Annotated in this window: 8 protein-coding genes; 6 read left to right on the plus strand and 2 right to left on the minus strand. The window is 72.9% G+C overall.

Features of this window, described 5'->3' with window-relative positions; translation table 11 throughout:
* Positions 1-283: 283 nt before the first annotated feature.
* Entirely contained in the window at positions 284-1,558 is a 1,275-nt protein-coding gene (locus ACFYUY_RS20525; protein ID WP_360204730.1) for an Ig-like domain-containing protein, read from the minus strand.
* A gap of 399 nt (positions 1,559-1,957) precedes the next feature.
* Here ACFYUY_RS20525 and glgX point away from each other — a divergent pair, with 399 nt between their 5' ends.
* The 3 genes from glgX (at position 1,958) to ACFYUY_RS20540 (ending at position 7,975) form a co-directional block, all read left to right on the plus strand.
* Entirely contained in the window at positions 1,958-4,174 is a 2,217-nt protein-coding gene (gene glgX, locus ACFYUY_RS20530; RefSeq protein WP_387902210.1) for a glycogen debranching protein GlgX, read from the plus strand.
* Between the two features lie 124 nt (positions 4,175-4,298).
* A complete protein-coding gene (locus ACFYUY_RS20535) occupies positions 4,299-6,146 on the plus strand; it encodes an ABC transporter ATP-binding protein (protein WP_387902213.1) in 1,848 nt (615 codons plus the stop codon).
* A complete protein-coding gene (locus tag ACFYUY_RS20540) occupies positions 6,143-7,975 on the plus strand; it encodes an ABC transporter ATP-binding protein (RefSeq protein ID WP_387902215.1) in 1,833 nt (610 codons plus the stop codon). The genes ACFYUY_RS20535 and ACFYUY_RS20540 overlap by 4 nt, the downstream gene beginning before the upstream one ends.
* Before the next feature lie 81 nt (positions 7,976-8,056).
* Here the strand turns inward: ACFYUY_RS20540 and glgP are convergent, their stop codons facing one another.
* Positions 8,057-10,738 (minus strand): alpha-glucan family phosphorylase, encoded by a 2,682-nt coding sequence (gene glgP / locus ACFYUY_RS20545; RefSeq protein WP_360204721.1) that lies wholly within the window; start codon positions 10,736-10,738, stop codon positions 8,057-8,059.
* Positions 10,739-11,771: 1,033 nt separating this feature from the next.
* On the opposite strand from glgP, the gene ACFYUY_RS20550 reads away from it, so the two are divergent.
* The 3 genes from ACFYUY_RS20550 (at position 11,772) to ACFYUY_RS20560 (ending at position 17,181) form a co-directional block, all read left to right on the plus strand.
* Positions 11,772-13,727 carry an alpha-1,4-glucan--maltose-1-phosphate maltosyltransferase gene (locus ACFYUY_RS20550; RefSeq protein WP_360204868.1) on the plus strand — a complete coding sequence of 652 codons (1,956 nt, stop codon included), beginning with the start codon at positions 11,772-11,774 and terminating at the stop codon, positions 13,725-13,727.
* Positions 13,724-15,448 carry a maltose alpha-D-glucosyltransferase gene (gene treS / locus ACFYUY_RS20555; RefSeq protein ID WP_360204719.1) on the plus strand — a complete coding sequence of 575 codons (1,725 nt, stop codon included), beginning with the start codon at positions 13,724-13,726 and terminating at the stop codon, positions 15,446-15,448. Before ACFYUY_RS20550 ends, treS begins: the two co-directional genes overlap by 4 nt.
* Positions 15,449-15,690: 242 nt before the next feature.
* The gene (locus ACFYUY_RS20560; RefSeq protein ID WP_360204717.1) at positions 15,691-17,181 is read left to right on the plus strand and encodes a phosphotransferase; all 1,491 of its coding nucleotides are present in this window, start codon (positions 15,691-15,693) and stop codon (positions 17,179-17,181) included.
* The last annotated feature ends 14 nt before the right edge of the window (positions 17,182-17,195 follow it).

The following is a 17,195-nucleotide window of genomic DNA, read 5'->3' on the forward strand; positions in this document are numbered from 1 at the left end:
AAGACCCCGCACCCGGAGCCACGGCCCGGGAGACCCCGGAGCCACCGGCCCCGGAGACCCCGGGCCGGAAGGCCCCGAGCCTGACACCCCGTACGCACGGCGGAAGCCGCGCGAACACGACGGACCTGACCACTACACGCACCGGCCACCGGAAAGGTTGCGCCATCCGGGGGCCGGTGCGCCCCGGGAACGCGAGCGGCCCGACCCCAACGGGTGAGGATCGGGCCGCTCGTCCGAACTGTGCTGACGAACCGGGACTACCCGGCCCGCCGGCGGGCAGGAGTTACCAGTTCGCCCAGCTGACGTTCCAGCCGCCCAGCCCGTTGGAGGGCGAGACGGTCTTCTCCTTGGTGTTCACGATCTTGACGACGTCGCCGACCATCGAGTCGTTGAAGAACTTGCCCGCGACGGAGGCGTCGCTGCCGCCCTTCTCGTCCGCCATCGAGACGCAGCCGTGGCTGGCGTTGGTCTTGCCGAACGGGTTGGCCCAGTAGTTGCCGTGCACGAAGGTGCCGGAGGTGGTCAGCCGCATGGCGTGCGGGACGTCCTGGATGTCGTACTCGCCGCCGAGACCGACGGTCTGCGAGTTCATCCGGGTGACCTTCTCCTTGGACATGATCACCATCGTCCCGCCCCAGGACGGCGTGGCGTCCGCGCCCAGGGTGACCGGGACGGTGGTGGACTTGCCGTCCCGCTCCACGGTCATCTGGTGCGACTTGGCGTCCGCGGTGGAGATCTGGGAGCGGCCGATGGTGAACGGCTCGTCCTTGTCCACGTCGCCGTAGACGCCCGGGGCGACCTCGACGCTCTTCAGCCGGTACTTGATGGTGACCTTGGTGCCCGGCTTCCAGTACTCGGCCGGACGGAAGTCCAGCCGGTTGTCGCCGAACCAGTGGCCCTTCACCTCGGTGCCGTTGTTGGTCTCGAACGTGATGCCCTTGAGGACGGCGTCCTTGTTCTTCACGTTCTTGCTGAAGTTCACCGAGACGATCATGCCGACGCCGTAGGTGGAGCCGTCGCTGATGTTGTCGTTGGTGGAGACCTTCTTGTCCGGCGTCAGCGTGGTGAACGAGGTGGTGGACGCGGCCACCAGGCCCTCGGCGTCCTTGGCCTGCGCGTTCACCTTGTACGCCATGCCGACGGCGAGCGTCGCGGCGGGCTTCCAGCCGGTGCCGTCCGGGGTGATCGCGCCCTCGACCGGCTTGCCGTTCTTGTCGGTCACCTCGACCGTGGTGAGCTTTCCGTTCGAGACGGAGACCTGCAGGGCGTTGCTCGGGGCGACGTCCTGGGCACCGTCCTTCGGCTCCACGGCGAGCACCGCGGCCGAGGTCTTGGGCTCCGCGGAGGAGCCGGCCGGCGCCGCCGTCCCGTTCGCGCCCGCGGTCGCCGCGGGCGCGGCGTTGTCGCCGCCGCCCCCCGAACCGCCCGAGCCGCCCTTGTCGTCGTTGCAGGCCGCGGTGAGCAGCAGCACCCCGCCCATGACCAGCGCCATCGCCCCCCTGCGCCCGTAGCGGCTGGCGGTGCGTATCGCGGCGTCGGCCGTCTTACCCGTCTTCACGGTTTCTCCCCTCCCGGTGTCCACTCTCTTGACGCGCTGAGTGCCCCCATGAGTTGCACCGGACGCCGATCTTTCGCACCGGTGTGCGGTGCGCCGGAGCAGGATAGCCGGGCCGTATGAGGGAATCCCGAGCGGAGGTGGGTGGAGACGCGGTGAACCGGCGGTGACGATCGTCCGAAGCCACCGGCACGGCGCCGTGCCCGGCCGCGGCACCCGGGCGCCCGCAGGCCCACAAGCCCGCAGGCCCGACAGCCGGACCACCGAGGGCGCCACCGGGCGGACACGCGCATCCCGACCGCCATCCGCCGGTAAGCCGCCGTTCAGCTGCTTCCGATCAGCGCAATCCGGGAAAGAGGAAGTGCACGGGGTCCGGGACACCCCGCCAGGGAGGGTACGGCCATGGCGTCAGGGCAGGAGCTGGAAGCCGGTGCGCGGCCGTCCGGCGGGGTCGCCGCCGAACCACCGTGGCCCGGCAGCTGGCAGCCGCTCGGCGCCCGCCACCGCACCGACCACCTCGGCCGCCGCGGCACCAACTTCGCGCTCTGGGCGGCCGGCGCCGAGGCGGTCGACCTCTGCCTGTTCGACGAGGAGGGCCGGGAGAGCCGCCACCGCCTGGCCGAGCAGGACTTCCAGATCTGGCACGGCTTCCTGCCCGGCGTGCTCCCCGGCGCCCGGTACGGCTTCCGCGTGCACGGCCGGTGGGACCCGTGGACGGGCGCCCGCTGGAACCCGGCCAAGCTGCTGCTCGACCCGTACGCCCGCGCCGTCGACGGCTGTTACACCAGTCACGACGCGGTCTGCGCGGCGGTGCGCAACTGGCCCGAGCGGGACGTCGCCGACACCGTCCGGGACAACCGCGACTCGGCCCGCTACGTGCCCAGATCCGTGGTCGTCCACGACGACGACGACTGGTACGACGACCACCGCCCCAAGACGCCCTGGGCCGAGACGGTGCTCTACGAGCTGCACGTGCGCGGCTTCACCATGCGCCACCCCGACGTCCCGCCGCAGCTGCGCGGCACCTACGCGGGCCTGGCCCACCCCGCCGCGATCGCCCACCTGACCGGACTCGGCGTGACGGCCGTCGAGCTGCTGCCGGTGCACCAGTTCGCCAGCGAGGACCACCTGCAGTCCCGCGGCCTGGTCAACTACTGGGGTTACAACACGGTCGGCTACTTCGCCCCGCACGCCGGCTACTCCGCCTCGGGCTCGCGCGGCGGCCAGGTCGGCGAGTTCAAGCGGATGGTGCGCGCGCTGCACGCCGCCGGGATCGAGGTGATCCTCGACGTGGTGTTCAACCACACCGCCGAGGGCGCCGAGCTCGGCCCGACGCTCTCGCTGCGCGGCATCGACAACGCCGCCTACTACCGGACGGCCCCGCACCGGCCGCGCGGCTACGCCGACTACACCGGCTGCGGCAACACCCTGGACACCCGCCGACCGCAGGTGGTCCGGCTGGTCACCGACTCGCTGCGGTACTGGGTCACCGAGATGGGCGTGGACGGCTTCCGCTTCGACCTGGCGGCGGCCCTCGTCCGCGGCACCGACGGGGTGGACATGGACCACCCGTTCCTCGCCGCCGTCTCCCAGGACCCGTTGCTCAGCCGGGTGAAGCTGATCGCCGAGCCGTGGGACGTCGGCCCGGGCGGGTACCAGGTCGGCGGTTTCCCGCCGCTGTGGGCCGAGTGGAACGACAAGTACCGGGACACCGTCCGGGACTTCTGGCGCGGCGCCCGCCCGGACGTGCGCGAGCTGGGCTACCGGCTGTCCGGCTCCTCCGACCTCTACCAGCGCGGCGGGCGCCGCCCGTACGCCTCCGTCAACTACGTGACCGCGCACGACGGCTTCACCCTGCGGGACCTGGTCAGCTACGACCGCAAGCACAACGAGGCCAACGGCGAGGCCAACCGGGACGGCACCGACGACAACCGCTCCTGGAACCACGGCGCCGAGGGCGAGACCACCGATCCCGAGGTCAACGCCCTGCGGCTGCGCCAGTTGCGCAACCTGATGGCCACCCTGCTGCTCTCCACCGGCGTCCCGATGATCACGGCGGGGGACGAGCTGGGCCGCACCCAGGGCGGCAACAACAACGCCTACTGCCAGGACAACCCGACGAGCTGGCTGGACTGGTCGCTGCTCGCCGAGGACGCCGATCCCGGCTGGCGGGAGCTGTGCGGGCTGACGGCCCGGCTGATCCGGCTCCGCCGGGCCCACCCCGTCCTGCGGCAGCGGGCGTTCTTCTCCGGCCGGGCCACCGCCCCGGGCGGCCAGCCCGACCTCGCCTGGTTCACCCCGCTCGGCAAGGAGATGACCGAGGCCGACTGGTTCTCCCCGACGGCCTGCCTGGGCATGCTGCTGTCCGGCGCCGCGATGTCGGAGCGGGACGGCACCGGGTGCCCGGCCCGGGACGACAGCTTCCTGCTGCTGCTCAACGCCGGCCACGAACCGGTGGTGTTCACGCTGCCCGGGGAGCCCTGGGCCGCCCCGGAGGAGGCGTACGAGACGGTGGTCGACACGGCCGCCGCGGGCTCCGGCGAGCCGTTCCCGCGGGGCGCGGTGGTGCTGGGCGGGCGCTCGCTGCACCTGCTGCGCGCCCCCGCCCCGCACGCGTAGCGCCGGTCGTCGGCGTCCGGCGCCCCGTGCCCGCGGGCACGGGTGGCCGGTTCTCGCCGCACCGCCCTGACAGGGGTGAAAAACCGGATGAGAAATGACGCCGCCTCGTCCTACCCTCACGACGATGGCCGAGAACAGACAAGACGACGACACCACGACCGGGCGCCGCCGCTCCACGGTCCGTTCCCTGCTGCGCCTGTGGCCCTACGCGCGGGCCGTGCGGCGCCGGTTGGCCTTCTCGGTGGGCTCCGCCGTGCTGGCCATGCTGAGCGTCCTCGCCGTCCCGCTGGTCCTCGGCCGGATCGTCGACGGACCGCTCGCCCACCACGACCTCGCCGGGCTCTGGCCCCTGGTCGGCCTGCTGCTGCTCCTCGGCCTGGTCGAGGCCGCGCTGTTCTACACCCGCAGGGTGGTCCTGGCCCGCCCGCTGGCCGGGTTGGAGACGGCCATGCGCGGCGACCTCTTCGCCAAGCTCCAGCGGCTGCCGATCTCCTTCCACGACCGGTGGGGATCCGGCCAGCTGCTCTCCCGGGCCACCGCCGACATGTACACCATGCGGCTGTTCCTGGCCTTCCCGCTGGTCTTCCTGATCGTCAACTCGGTGATGTTCCTGGCCGGCACGGCGGTGATGTTCACCCAGGACTGGCGCCTGGCCCTGATCACCCTGCTGCCCGCCGTCCCGCTGTTCCTGCTGACCCGGCGCTTCGAGCACGGCTACTCCGGCGCCTCCCGGCTCGCCCAGGACCAGAACGGCGACCTCGCCACCGTCGTCGAGGAGTCCGTCCTCGGCATCCGCATCCTCAAGGCCTTCGGCCGGCACCGCTCGATGGCCGAGCGCTTCCGCGCGCAGTCCCACGAGCTGCGCCGCACCGAGCTGCGCAAGGCGGGGCTGCTGGCCAACCTGTGGGCGGTCATCGTCGGCCTGCCGGAGCTCGCCCTCGGCTGCGCCCTCGCCGCCGGCGCCTACCTGGTCGCCCACGACGAGCTGAGCGCCGGCACCCTGGTCGCCTTCCTCTCCACCGCGCTCGCGCTGCGCTGGCCGGTCGAGTCGCTCGGCTGGCTGCTCGCCTACGCCAACGAGGCCGCCACCGCCACCGACCGCTTCTTCGAGGTGCTGGACGAGCCCGAGGACGCCGACCGCCACACCGCCGACGGCCCCGGCCCGACCTCCGGACAGGGCTCCGGCCCCACCGCCGACGGCATCCGGTTCAGCGGCGTCCGCTTCCGCTACCCCGACGCCCCGGACGACACCCCCGACCTGCTGGCCGGCATCGACCTGCACGTCCGCAGCGGCGAGACGATGGCCCTGGTCGGCGCCACCGGCAGCGGCAAGACCACGCTCACCGCACTGCTCCCCCGCCTCTACGAGGCCACCGGCGGCACCATCACCCTGGACGGCCGGGACATCCGCGAGCTGTCCCGGGAGCGGCTGCGCGAGCTGGTCGCCGTCGCCTTCGAGGAGCCCACCCTGTTCTCCGCCACCGTCCGGGAGAACGTCCTGATGGGCGCTCCCGGCGCCGGCGAGGAACGGCTGCGCTCCGCCCTGTCCACCGCCCAGGCCGGCTTCGTCGACAAGCTCCCGGCCGGGGTGGACACCGAGGTCGGCGAGCAGGGCCTGAGCCTGTCCGGCGGGCAGCGCCAGCGGCTGGCGCTGGCCCGCGCCGTGGTCGGCGACCCGGCCTTCCTGGTGCTGGACGACCCGCTCTCCGCGCTCGACGTGCACACCGAGGCGCTGGTCGAGCGGGCGCTGCGCGAGGTCCTCGGCTCCACCACCGCCCTGGTGGTCGCCCACCGCCCGAGCACCGTGCTGCTCGCCGACCGGGTCGCGGTGCTCGCCGACGGCCGGATCGAGGCCGTCGGCACCCACCAGGACCTGCTGCGCGACTGCGCGCACTACCGCGAACTGATGTCGGGCGAGGCCGCCCTCCTGCCGGACGGCCCCCTCGTGCTGGAGAAGGGGCCTGCCCGATGACCACCACCGTCGAGCCCGCGCCGGTCGCGGAGGAGGAGCTGCCGCCTCCCCCGGCCGACGAGGAGGACATCCCCGTCCCGCCCGGCGCGCCGGGGGCACTGCTGCGCTCGCTGCTGGGCCCGCACCGGGCCCGGATCGCCGTCGCGATGGTGGTGATCCTGGTCCAGCAGGCCGCCCTGCAGTCCGGCCCGCTGCTGGTCGCCGTCGCGATGGACCGCGGCATCCCGGCGCTGCGCGGCCACGACGCCGGGCCGCTGGTCGCGGTGGTCTGCGCCTACCTGGGCTGCGCGCTGCTCAGCCCGCTGCTGCAGTGGGCGTTCATCAAGATCAGCGCCCGGGTCAACCAGGACATCCTGCTGGAGCTGCGCGGCCGGATCTTCCGGCACGCCCAGCGGCTCAGCCTGGACTTCCACGAGCGCTACACCTCGGGCCGGATCATCTCGCGCGCCACCAGCGACGTGGACGCGCTGCGGGAGCTGCTCTCGGAGGGCCTGCAGGAGCTGCTGACCGTCTTCCTGTCGCTCTGCTACATCTCGGTGCTGCTGCTGGTGCTGGACTGGCGCCTCGGTCTGGTGTCCCTGGTGTCGATCCTGCCGCTGGCCCTGATCGCCCGGTCCTTCCGCCGCCGCTCCCGCCGGGTCTACCGCCGCTCGCGCACCTCGGCGGCCTCGCTGATCGTCCGCTTCACCGAGACCATGAACGGCATCCGCCCGGTGCAGGCCTTCCGCCGCGAGCGGGCGAACGACGCGGCCTTCGCCGTGGTCAACGAGCGCTCCGCCACCGCGACCGCGGACGGCCTGCTGGAGATCGCCCGGTACGTCGGCCTCTCCCGCGCCACCGCCAACGTGTGGACCGCCGGCATGGTGCTGCTCGGCGCCTACCTGGTCACCGACGGCACGCTGGAGCTGGGCGTGCTCACCGCCTTCGTGCTCTACCTGCGCCGGCTCTACGACCCGATCGACCAGCTGGCGATGTTCCTGAACAGCTACCAGTCGGCCGCCGCCGCGCTGGAGAAGATCGCCGGTCTGCTCGCCCACGAGCCGACGGTGGCCGAGCCCGCCGAGCCCGCCGACCTGCCGCCGGCCGCCGGCAAGGGCCGCGAGGTCCGCTTCGAGCGGGCCCGCTTCGCCTACCGCACCGGCAAGGAGGTGCTGCCGCCCTTCGACCTGCTGATCCCGGCCGGACAGACGGTGGCGGTGGTCGGCGCGACGGGCGCCGGCAAGTCGACGGTCGCCAAGCTGCTGGCCCGCTTCTACGACCCGACGGACGGCCGGATCCGGCTGGACGGCGTCGACCTGCGCGACCTCGCCACCCCCGAGCTGCGGCGCGGGGTGGTGATGGTGACCCAGGAGTCCTTCCTGTTCTCCGGCACCGTCGCCGAGAACATCGCGATCGGCCGCCCCGGCGCGACCCGCGAGGAGGTCGAGCAGGCCGCCCGGGACATCGGCGCGCACGAGTTCGTCGCCGCGCTCCCGGACGGCTTCGACACCGACGTGCGCAAGCGCGGCGGCCGGATCTCCGCCGGCCAGCGCCAGCTCGTCGCCTTCGCCCGCGCCCTGCTCGCCGATCCCGCCGTGCTGATCCTCGACGAGGCGACCAGCTCGCTGGACGTCCCCGGCGAGCAGGCCGTCCAGCGGGCCATGCGCACGGTGCTGGCCGGGCGGACGGCCGTGATCATCGCGCACCGGCTCTCCACGGTGGAGATCGCCGACCGCGTCCTGGTGATGGACCAGGGCCGGATCGTCGAGGACGGCTCCCCGCAGGAGCTGGTCGACGGATCCGGCCGCTTCGCCGCCCTCCACCGGGCCTGGCGGGACAGCCTCGTCTGAGGTGTGCCCGGTGCCGCCGGACGCACCGGGGGCGTGCCCCGTGCGCGTCCGCGGCGCCGGGGCACGCCCTCGGGCGGCTCGCTAGCGCAGCACGCCCGCGTCCATGCCCACCGACTCGGCGGGCAGCGCGACCAGTCCCGGCTCGGCCGGGGAGGCGAGCCGGGGGTGGGTCGGCAGCACCCGGACGGTGTAGCCGAACGGGCCGGTCCGGCAGAGCTCCAGCGAGCCCTCGTAGCGGGTCCGCCCGTCCAGGTCGGGCCCGCCGACCGGCTTGAGGGCGAGCACGCAGGCGTCCGAGATGCCGTCCGACTCGTCGACCCGCCCGGAGACCGCCTGCACCTCGACGTCGCCCGGCGCGAGCGCCCCGAGCGCGACCTGCACCCGCAGCGCCAGCGAGCTGCCGAGCTCCTGCGCCTCGTCCGGGCAGTCCGCCTCGACGTGCTCGACCCGCACGGCCGGCCAGGCCTCGCGGACCCTGGCCTTCCAGGCGGCCAGTTCCTGGGCGCCGCGGTGGGCCGAGCCCGCCAGCTCCCGCTGGGCCAGCGCCGCCGGGGTGTACAGCCGGTCGACGTACTCGCGGACCATCCGCCCGGCCAGCACCTTGGGCCCGAGGGTCACCAGGGTGTGCCGGACCATCGCGATCCAGCGGTGCGGCAGCCCGTCCGCGCCGCGGTCGTAGAAGCGGCCGGCGACCTGCTCCTCGATCAGGTCGTACAGCGCGGCGGCCTCGATGTCGTCGCGCCGCTCGGCCTCGCCGCTGTCCGGGTCGAGCACGCCGCCGGTCTCGTCGGCGGTCGGGATCGCCCAGCCGTTCTGGCCGTCGTACCACTCGTCCCACCAGCCGTCCAGGACGGACAGGTTGAGGCAGCCGTTCAGCGCGGCCTTCATCCCGGAGGTGCCGCAGGCCTCCAGCGGGCGCAGCGGGTTGTTCAGCCAGACGTCGCAGCCCGGGTAGAGGAGCCTCGCCATCGCCATGTCGTAGTCCGGCAGGAAGACGATCCGGTGCCGGACGGCCGGGTCGTCGGCGAAGGCCACCATCTGCTGGATGAGCCGCTTGCCGCCGTCGTCGGCCGGGTGGGCCTTGCCGGCGACCACGATCTGAACCGGCCGGGTGGGGTGCAGCAGCAGCGCCCGCAGCCGGTCCGGGTCGCGCAGCATCAGGGTGAGCCGCTTGTAGGAGGGCACCCGGCGGGCGAAGCCGATGGTGAGCACGTCGGGGTCGAGCACCGAGGAGACCCAGCCGAGCTCGGCCTCGCCGGCGCCGCGCTGGCGCCAGGAGGCGCGCAGCCGGCGGCGGGCCTCCTCGACGAGCTGGGCCCGCAGGCTGCGGCGCAGGTCCCAGATCTCGGTGTTGCCGATCCGCTCCAGGCCCGTCCAGCGCTTGGCGTCGCCGGTGGTCATGGCGTCCTCGGCGCGCTCGGCGCCGATCTCGGCCGCGCCGAGCCGGACGACCGCCGGGTCGATCCAGGTGGCGGCGTGGACGCCGTTGGTGACCGAGGTGATCGGCACCTCGGCGGCGTCGAAGCCGGGCCAGAGTCCGTTGAACATGGAGCGGCTGACCTCGCCGTGCAGGGTGGAGACCCCGTTGGCGCGCTGGGCGAGCCGCAGGCCCATGGCGGCCATGTTGAAGAGCTTCGGGTCCCCGCCGCGCCAGGTCTCGGCGCCGAGCGCGAGCACCGGGTCGACCGGGACGCCGGGGAGCGCGGCGTCGCCGCTGAAGTGCCGGGCGACGAGCTCGCGGTCGAAGCGGTCGATGCCCGCCGGGACGGGCGTGTGGGTGGTGAAGAGGGTGCCGGCCCGGACGGACTCCAGGGCGGCGGCGAAGTCGAGGCCGGCGCCCTCGGGGGCGGCCGGGCCGGCGGCGACCAGCTCGCGGATCCGTTCGACGCCGAGGAATCCGGCGTGGCCCTCGTTGGTGTGGAAGACCTCGGGGGCGGGGTGCCCGGTGAGCCGGCAGTAGGTGCGGACGGCGCGGACGCCGCCGATGCCGAGGAGCATCTCCTGGAGCAGCCGGTGCTCACTGCCGCCGCCGTAGAGGCGGTCGGTGACGTCGCGTTCGGCGGGCGAGTTGGCCTCGATGTCGGAGTCGAGGAGCAGCAGCGGGACGCGCCCGACCTGGGCCTTCCAGACGTGCGCGGCCAGGGTGCGGCCGCCGGGCAGGGCGAGGTCGACCCGGGCGGGCGTGCCGTCGGCCTCCCGGAGCAGGCTGACCGCGAGTTCGTCCGGGTCGAGCAGCGGGTAGCGCTCCTGCTGCCAGCCGTCCCGGTTGAGGGACTGCCGGAAGTAGCCGTGCCGGTAGAACAGTCCGACGCCGATGATCGGGACGCCGAGGTCGCTGGCGGCCTTGAGGTGGTCCCCGGCCAGGATGCCGAGCCCGCCGGAGTACTGGGGCAGCGCGGCGGCGATGCCGTACTCGGGCGAGAAGTAGGCGATCGCGGCGGGCGGCGGGGTGGGGCCGGCCTCCTGTTGGGCCTGGTACCAGCGCGGGCCGGTGAGGTACTCGCGCAGGTCCTCGGCGAGGTCGCCGAGTCTGCGCAGGAAGCGCCGGTCGGCGGCGAGCGCGGCGAGCCTGGCGGCCGGGACCTCCCCGAGCAGCCGCACCGGGTCCTCGCCGGTCGCGGCCCAGACCTCCGGGTCCACGGACCGGAAGAGGTCCCTGGTCTCGGGGTGCCAGGACCAGCGCAGGTTGAGGGCCAGCTCGTGCAGCGGCTGGAGTTGTTCGGGCAGGACGGTGCGGACGGTGAATCTGCGGATTGCCTTCACGGCGTGAAGCGTAGCCGTGACGGCCGTCGCGGCAGTGCGTCAAGTGGCCTATTGGGCATCCGTTCGGGCTATTGATGAGATCGCATTCGGCGCATTGGTCTGCACAGGGGGCGCGCGAGGCGCACATTCCGGGGGTCCGCGCTACCAATGCGTGAACACTGCGGAACAGGTCCATTTCCGATGGCGCATCCACTCAGGACAAAGCCCGAAACTACTGTCGTACCGCTGCAAAAGTCTTGTCGCCGGTGCGAGGATGACCCAGGGTCGTAGCTGCTGCGGGGAGTACGGCGACGGGTGGCGTCCCCCTCGAAGCAGCACGTCCGAATCCTTTTCGCGTTGATCGTTCCCCTTCCCTCTTAGCCCGTTCGGCGCTCACCGCGCACCGACGCGTGTCCTCGTGCTCGGGCTGCTCGTTCACGGGTGGACCGGGTCGCCCAGGGGCGTGCCCCTGGAGGCGTGCGCCGGGACGCGCGCGGGCTCCGGGGCCTCCCGCCGCGGGCTCGGCGGGCGCCGGGCGGTTGCCGGGGACGGCGGCGCGGGCAGGCTTCCGGTCGCACGTCCTCCCCACCCAGCAGTCCTCCGGTACTCCCCTGGCCCAGCCCGGCCCGCGGGAGTTGCCGCCGATCTCGGGCAGGAGTTTGGCATGCACGGCGACACGCGGGACCAGTCCACACCGGTGGCCGAAACCATCGACGCAGCGGTCGCGGAATCCGCCGGACGGACGGATTCTGACACTCGGACAGACCCGGCGATGCCGGCGCCCCGGGCCGGGGCGGTCCGGACCGAGCCGGCCGACGCGGCCCGACAACCCGGGGCCGAGGACGGCCGGACGGCGGCTCCGCGCAGGCGCACCACCACGACGCGCCGCACCGCCGCCACCGCGAGGAGCGCGGCGGAGCCCGCCGCCACGGCGGCCGTCACCCCGAAGGCCGCCACCCCGAAGGCCGAGGCTGTGCCGCGCAAGGCCGAGGCCGCGCCGCGCAAGGCACCCGCCCGCAAGCCAGCCGCCCGCAAGACGACAGAGAGCGACACCGTGATCGGCCGCATCCCCGTCCTGGACGTCAGCCCCCTCGTCGACTCCGGCCGCCGCCCGGCCAAGGCCGTCGTCGGCGAGACCTTCCTGGTCACCGCCACCGTGTTCCGCGAGGGCCACGACGCCGTCAACGCCAACGTGGTGCTGCGCGACCCGCGCGGCCGCAGCGGCCCCTGGACACCGATGCGCGAGCTCGCCGAGGGCACCGACCGCTGGGGCGCCCACGTCACGCCGACCGCGCCCGGCCGCTGGTCGTACCTGGTCGAGGCATGGAGCGACCCGATCGCGACCTGGCGGAAGACCGCGGCGGTGAAGCTGCCCGCCGGCATCGACACCGCGCTGGTCCTGGAGGACGGCGCCCGGCTGATGGAGCAGGCCGCGGCCGGGGTGCCGAAGAAGGAGGGCCGCGCGCACGTGCTGGCCGCCGCCGACGCGCTGCGCGACCCGGGCCTGCCGCCGCTGTCCCGGCTGGCCGCCGCGCTCGCCCCCGAGGTGCTGGACCTGCTGGCCCGCCACCCGCTGCGCGAGCTGCTCAGCGCCTCCCGCCCGCTGCCGCTCCAGGTGGACCGCGAACGCGCCCTGTTCGGCTCCTGGTACGAGTTCTTCCCCCGCTCGGAGGGGGCGGTGGTGGACCCGAACGGGGTCGAGCCGCCGCGCTCGGGCACCCTGCGCACCGCCGCGGAGCGGCTGCCGGCCGTCGCCGCGATGGACTTCGACGTGGTCTACCTGCCCCCGGTCCACCCGATCGGACGAGCCTTCCGCAAGGGCCCCGACAACACCCTGACGGCCGGTCCGCACGACGTCGGCTCGCCCTGGGCGATCGGCTCCCCGGAGGGCGGCCACGACGCCGTCCACCCGGACCTCGGCACCATCGAGGACTTCGACCACTTCGTCGCCGAGGCCCGCGCGCTGCACCTGGAGGTGGCGCTGGACTTCGCCCTGCAGTGCTCCCCCGACCACCCGTGGGTGAACAAGCACCCGGAATGGTTCAGCCACCGCTCGGACGGCACCATCGCGTACGCCGAGAACCCGCCGAAGAAGTACCAGGACATCTATCCGATCAACTTCGACCAGGACATGGACGGAATCGTCAAGGAAACCGTCCGCCTCCTCCGGTTCTGGATGTCCCACGGCGTCCGGATCTTCCGCGTCGACAACCCGCACACCAAACCGGTCGTGTTCTGGGAGAAGGTGCTCGGCGACATCGCCCGCACCGACCCGGACGTCGTCTTCCTGGCCGAGGCCTTCACCCGCCCCGCGATGATGCACACCCTGGCGAAGATCGGATTCCACCAGTCGTACACGTACTTCACCTGGCGCACCACCAAACCGGAACTCACCGACTACCTCACCGAACTCACCGGTGACGCCGCCGCCTACATGCGGCCCAACTTCTTCGCCAACACCCCGGACATCCTGCACGGCTACCTGCAGCACGGCGGCCGGGCCGCCTTCGCCGTCCGCGCCGTGCTCGCCGCCACCCTCGCCCCCAGCTACGGCGTCTACGCCGGCTACGAGCTGTTCGAGAACGAGCCGGCCCACCCCGGGTCGGAGGAGTACCTGCACTCGGAGAAGTACGAGCTGCGCCCGCGCGACTGGACCCGCGGCGACTCCCTCGCCCCGCTGCTCACCGTGCTGAACCGGCTGCGCCGGCGCCACCCCGCCCTGCAGCAGCTGCGCGACCTGCGCTTCCACCCCACCGACAACGACCAGGTGCTCGCCTACTCCAAGACCGCGACCACCCCCGAGGGCATCACCGACCAGGTCATCACCGTGGTCAACCTCGACCCGCACCACGTGCAGGAGGCCACCGTCACGCTCGACGGCGACGGCCCGTTCGCGGTGCACGACGAGCTCACCGGCGCCGTCTACACCTGGGGCCGGCACAACTACGTCCGGCTCGATCCCTCAGCCGAGCCGGCTCACCTCCTCACGGTTCGGAGGAACCCAGCGTGACAGTGAACGAGCCCGTCCCCGACACCTTCCCGGAGACCTCGAAGAAGAACCTGGACCCGGAGTGGTTCAAGCGTGCGGTCTTCTACGAGGTGCTGGTGCGGTCCTTCCAGGACAGCAACGGCGACGGGGTCGGGGACCTCAAGGGGCTCACGGCCAAGCTCGACTACCTGCAGTGGCTCGGGGTCGACTGCCTCTGGCTCCCGCCGTTCTTCGCCTCGCCGCTGCGCGACGGCGGGTACGACGTGGCCGACTACAAGTCGGTGCTGCCGGAGTTCGGCGACATCGCCGACTTCATGGAGTTCGTCGACGCCGCGCACGCCCGCGGCATGCGCGTGATCATCGACTTCGTGATGAACCACACCAGCGACCAGCACCCGTGGTTCCAGGCCTCCCGGGCGGACCCGGACGGCCCGTACGGCGACTTCTACATGTGGGCCGACGACGACAAGCAGTACCCGGACGCCCGGATCATCTTCGTCGACACCGAGACCTCCAACTGGACCTACGACCCCGTCCGCAAGCAGTACTTCTGGCACCGCTTCTTCTCCCACCAACCGGACCTCAACTACGACAACCCCCGGGTCCAGGACGAGATGATCGCCGGGCTGCGGTTCTGGCTGGACCTCGGCATCGACGGCTTCCGGCTGGACGCGGTGCCGTACCTCTTCGCCCGCGAGGGCACCAACTGCGAGAACCTCCCGGAGACCCACGAGTTCCTCAAGCGGGTCCGCAAGGAGATCGACGCCGACTACCCCGACACCGTGCTGCTCGCCGAGGCCAACCAGTGGCCCGAGGACGTCGTCGACTACTTCGGCGACTTCACCGCGGGCGGCGACGAGTGCCACATGGCGTTCCACTTCCCGGTGATGCCGCGGATCTTCATGGCGGTGCGGCGGGAGTCGCGCTACCCGGTCTCGGAGATCCTCGCCAAGACCCCGCAGATCCCCAACGGCTGCCAGTGGGGCATCTTCCTGCGCAACCACGACGAGCTGACCCTGGAGATGGTCACCGACGAGGAGCGCGACTACATGTACGCGGAGTACGCCAAGGACCCGCGGATGCGCGCCAACGTGGGCATCCGCCGCCGGCTCGCCCCGCTGCTGGAGAACGACCGCAACCAGATCGAGCTGTTCACCGCCCTGCTGCTCTCCCTCCCCGGCTCGCCGGTGCTCTACTACGGGGACGAGATCGGCATGGGCGACAACATCTGGCTGGGCGACCGGGACGGCGTGCGCACGCCGATGCAGTGGACCCCGGACCGCAACGCGGGTTTCTCCTCCGCCGACCCGGGCAGGCTCAGTCTGCCGCCCATCATGGACCCGGTGTACGGCTACCAGGTGACCAACGTCGAAGCGCAGCAGAGCAGTTCGAGTTCGCTGCTGCACTGGACGCGTCGCATGATCGAGATCCGCAAGCTCAACCCGGCGTTCGGCCTCGGCACCTACACCGAACTGCCCTCCAGCAACCCCGCCGTGCTCGCCTTCGTGCGCGAGCACGAGGGGGACCTGGTCATGTGCGTGAACAACTTCTCGCGGTTCGCGCAACCGACCGAACTGGACCTGCGGCAGTACGGCGGACGGTACCCGGTCGAACTGATCGGCGGGGTGCGCTTCCCCTCGATCGGCGAGTGGCCCTACCTGCTCACCCTGGCCGGCCACGGCTTCTACTGGTTCCAGCTCCGGCAGCCCCCGCGCCTGAGCGGGACCAGGCGCTCGAAGTAACGATCCGCCGCACCCGGCCCGCACCGCACCACCAGACCCTCCGGGGGCGCGAGTTGAACCCCCGCGCCCCCGGAGTTCTCTGCACCACCGCGTACGGAGAACAGCCCAACGGCCACCCACACGAAGGCGTGACACCTGAGCCCCGCTCGCGTGCCGTCGCCGCCGCGCCGCCGAAATCCGGAAGACTGACGGACCCGGCCAGACCCGTCGGGCAGTCCGCCCGCTTCCGGGGAAAGGGAGTCATGTCCGAAACCTCCCGTTCTCAAGCCCACGTGCAGCACGACGCCCCGGCCGGCTCCGCCGCGCCGGCCGCCGCGCGGAGCACCGGGGCCCGGAGAACCGCCCTGGGGGTCAGCGAACTCGTCCAGGCGGCCCTGCCGCTGATCGCCGAGTGGCTCCCCACCCAGCGCTGGTACGCCGGGAAGGGACGGCCCATCACCGGCCTCACCCCCGTGGTCGGCACCCCGCTGCAGGTCGGCGACCCGGCCCTGCTGCACCTGCTGCTGCGGGTCGAACACGCCACCACGGCCGGCGCCCCGCACGGCGACATCTACCAACTACTGCTCGGCATCCGCTCCCACGGCTCCGCGGACATCGACCCCGGCGCCGTGCTCGGCCGGCTCAGCCAGGGCCCGTACGACGGCGCGGCGCTCTACGACGCGGTGCACGACCCGGAGCTCACCGGACGGCTGCTGGAGCACCTCGCCACCGGCGACCGCTTCGGCTCCCTCGCCTTCCGCCGCACCCCCGGCTCCGGGCTCCCCGCCAACCTCCCCGGCCGCGCCTCCACCGCCGAGCAGTCCAACAGCTCCGTCATCTACGGCACCTCCTACATCCTCAAGCTGTTCCGGCGCATCCACCCCGGCACCAACCCCGACCTCGAACTCTCCCTCGCCCTCTCCCGGGCCGGCTCCACCCGGATCCCCCGGGTCGCCGCCTGGTTCGAGAGCCGGATGGAACGCGCCGAACCCGCCACCCTCGGCCTGCTGCAGCGCTACCTGCCGGACGCCGAGGACGGCTGGGAGCTCGCCCTCGACCAGGTCGGCCGGCTCAAGGGCGACCCGTCCCCCGGCAACTTCGCCATCGAGGCCCACCGGCTCGGCCGCGCCACCGCCGAGGTCCACCGGGTACTGGCCCGCTCCATGCCGGTCGCCCGCCTCGACCGCACCCAGACCCGCATGCTCGCCACCACCATGGCCGACCGGCTGGACAGCGCCGTCGCCGCCGTCCCTGGCCTGCTGCGCTACCGGGCCGCGCTGCGCAGCGCCTTCCAACAGCTCGCCGACGCCCACCCCGACGGCCTGCCCGTCCAGCGCATCCACGGCGACCTGCACCTGGGCCAGGCCATGCGCACCCCGCACGGCTGGGTGCTGCTGGACTTCGAGGGCGAACCCGCCAAGTCCGTCAACGAACGTCGCGAACCGCAGCCCGCGCTGCGCGACGTCGCCGCCATGCTCCGCTCCTTCGACTACGCCGCCGCCCACCTGCTGGCCGGCGGCCCCGTCGACCCGGAGCTCGCCCACCTGGCCGCCGCCTGGGCCCAGCGCAACCGCACCGCCTTCTGCGCCGGCTACACCGCCGGCGGCGGCGCCGACCCGGCCGCCTCCCCCGAGCTGATGCGGGCGCTCGAGATCGACAAGGCCGTGTACGAGGTGGTGTACGAGGCCCGGCACCGCCCGAGCTGGCTGCCGATCCCGCTCGCCGCGATCAACCGGCTCGCCCTCACCGTCTGACCCGCCCGACCCCG

Origin of the sequence: Kitasatospora sp. NPDC004745 (assembly GCF_042873275.1) — a bacterium.
Lineage (GTDB): Bacteria > Actinomycetota > Actinomycetes > Streptomycetales > Streptomycetaceae > Kitasatospora.

Excerpts from the sequence above, each read along its gene's own strand:
- glgX (WP_387902210.1), top strand. The coding sequence starts at position 1,958 with ATGGCGTCAGGGCAGGAGCTGGAAGCCGGTGCGCGGCCGTCCGGCGGG.
- ACFYUY_RS20535 (WP_387902213.1), top strand. The coding sequence starts at position 4,299 with ATGGCCGAGAACAGACAAGACGACGACACCACGACCGGGCGCCGCCGC.
- ACFYUY_RS20540 (WP_387902215.1), top strand. The coding sequence starts at position 6,143 with ATGACCACCACCGTCGAGCCCGCGCCGGTCGCGGAGGAGGAGCTGCCG.
- ACFYUY_RS20560 (WP_360204717.1), top strand. The coding sequence starts at position 15,691 with ATGTCCGAAACCTCCCGTTCTCAAGCCCACGTGCAGCACGACGCCCCG.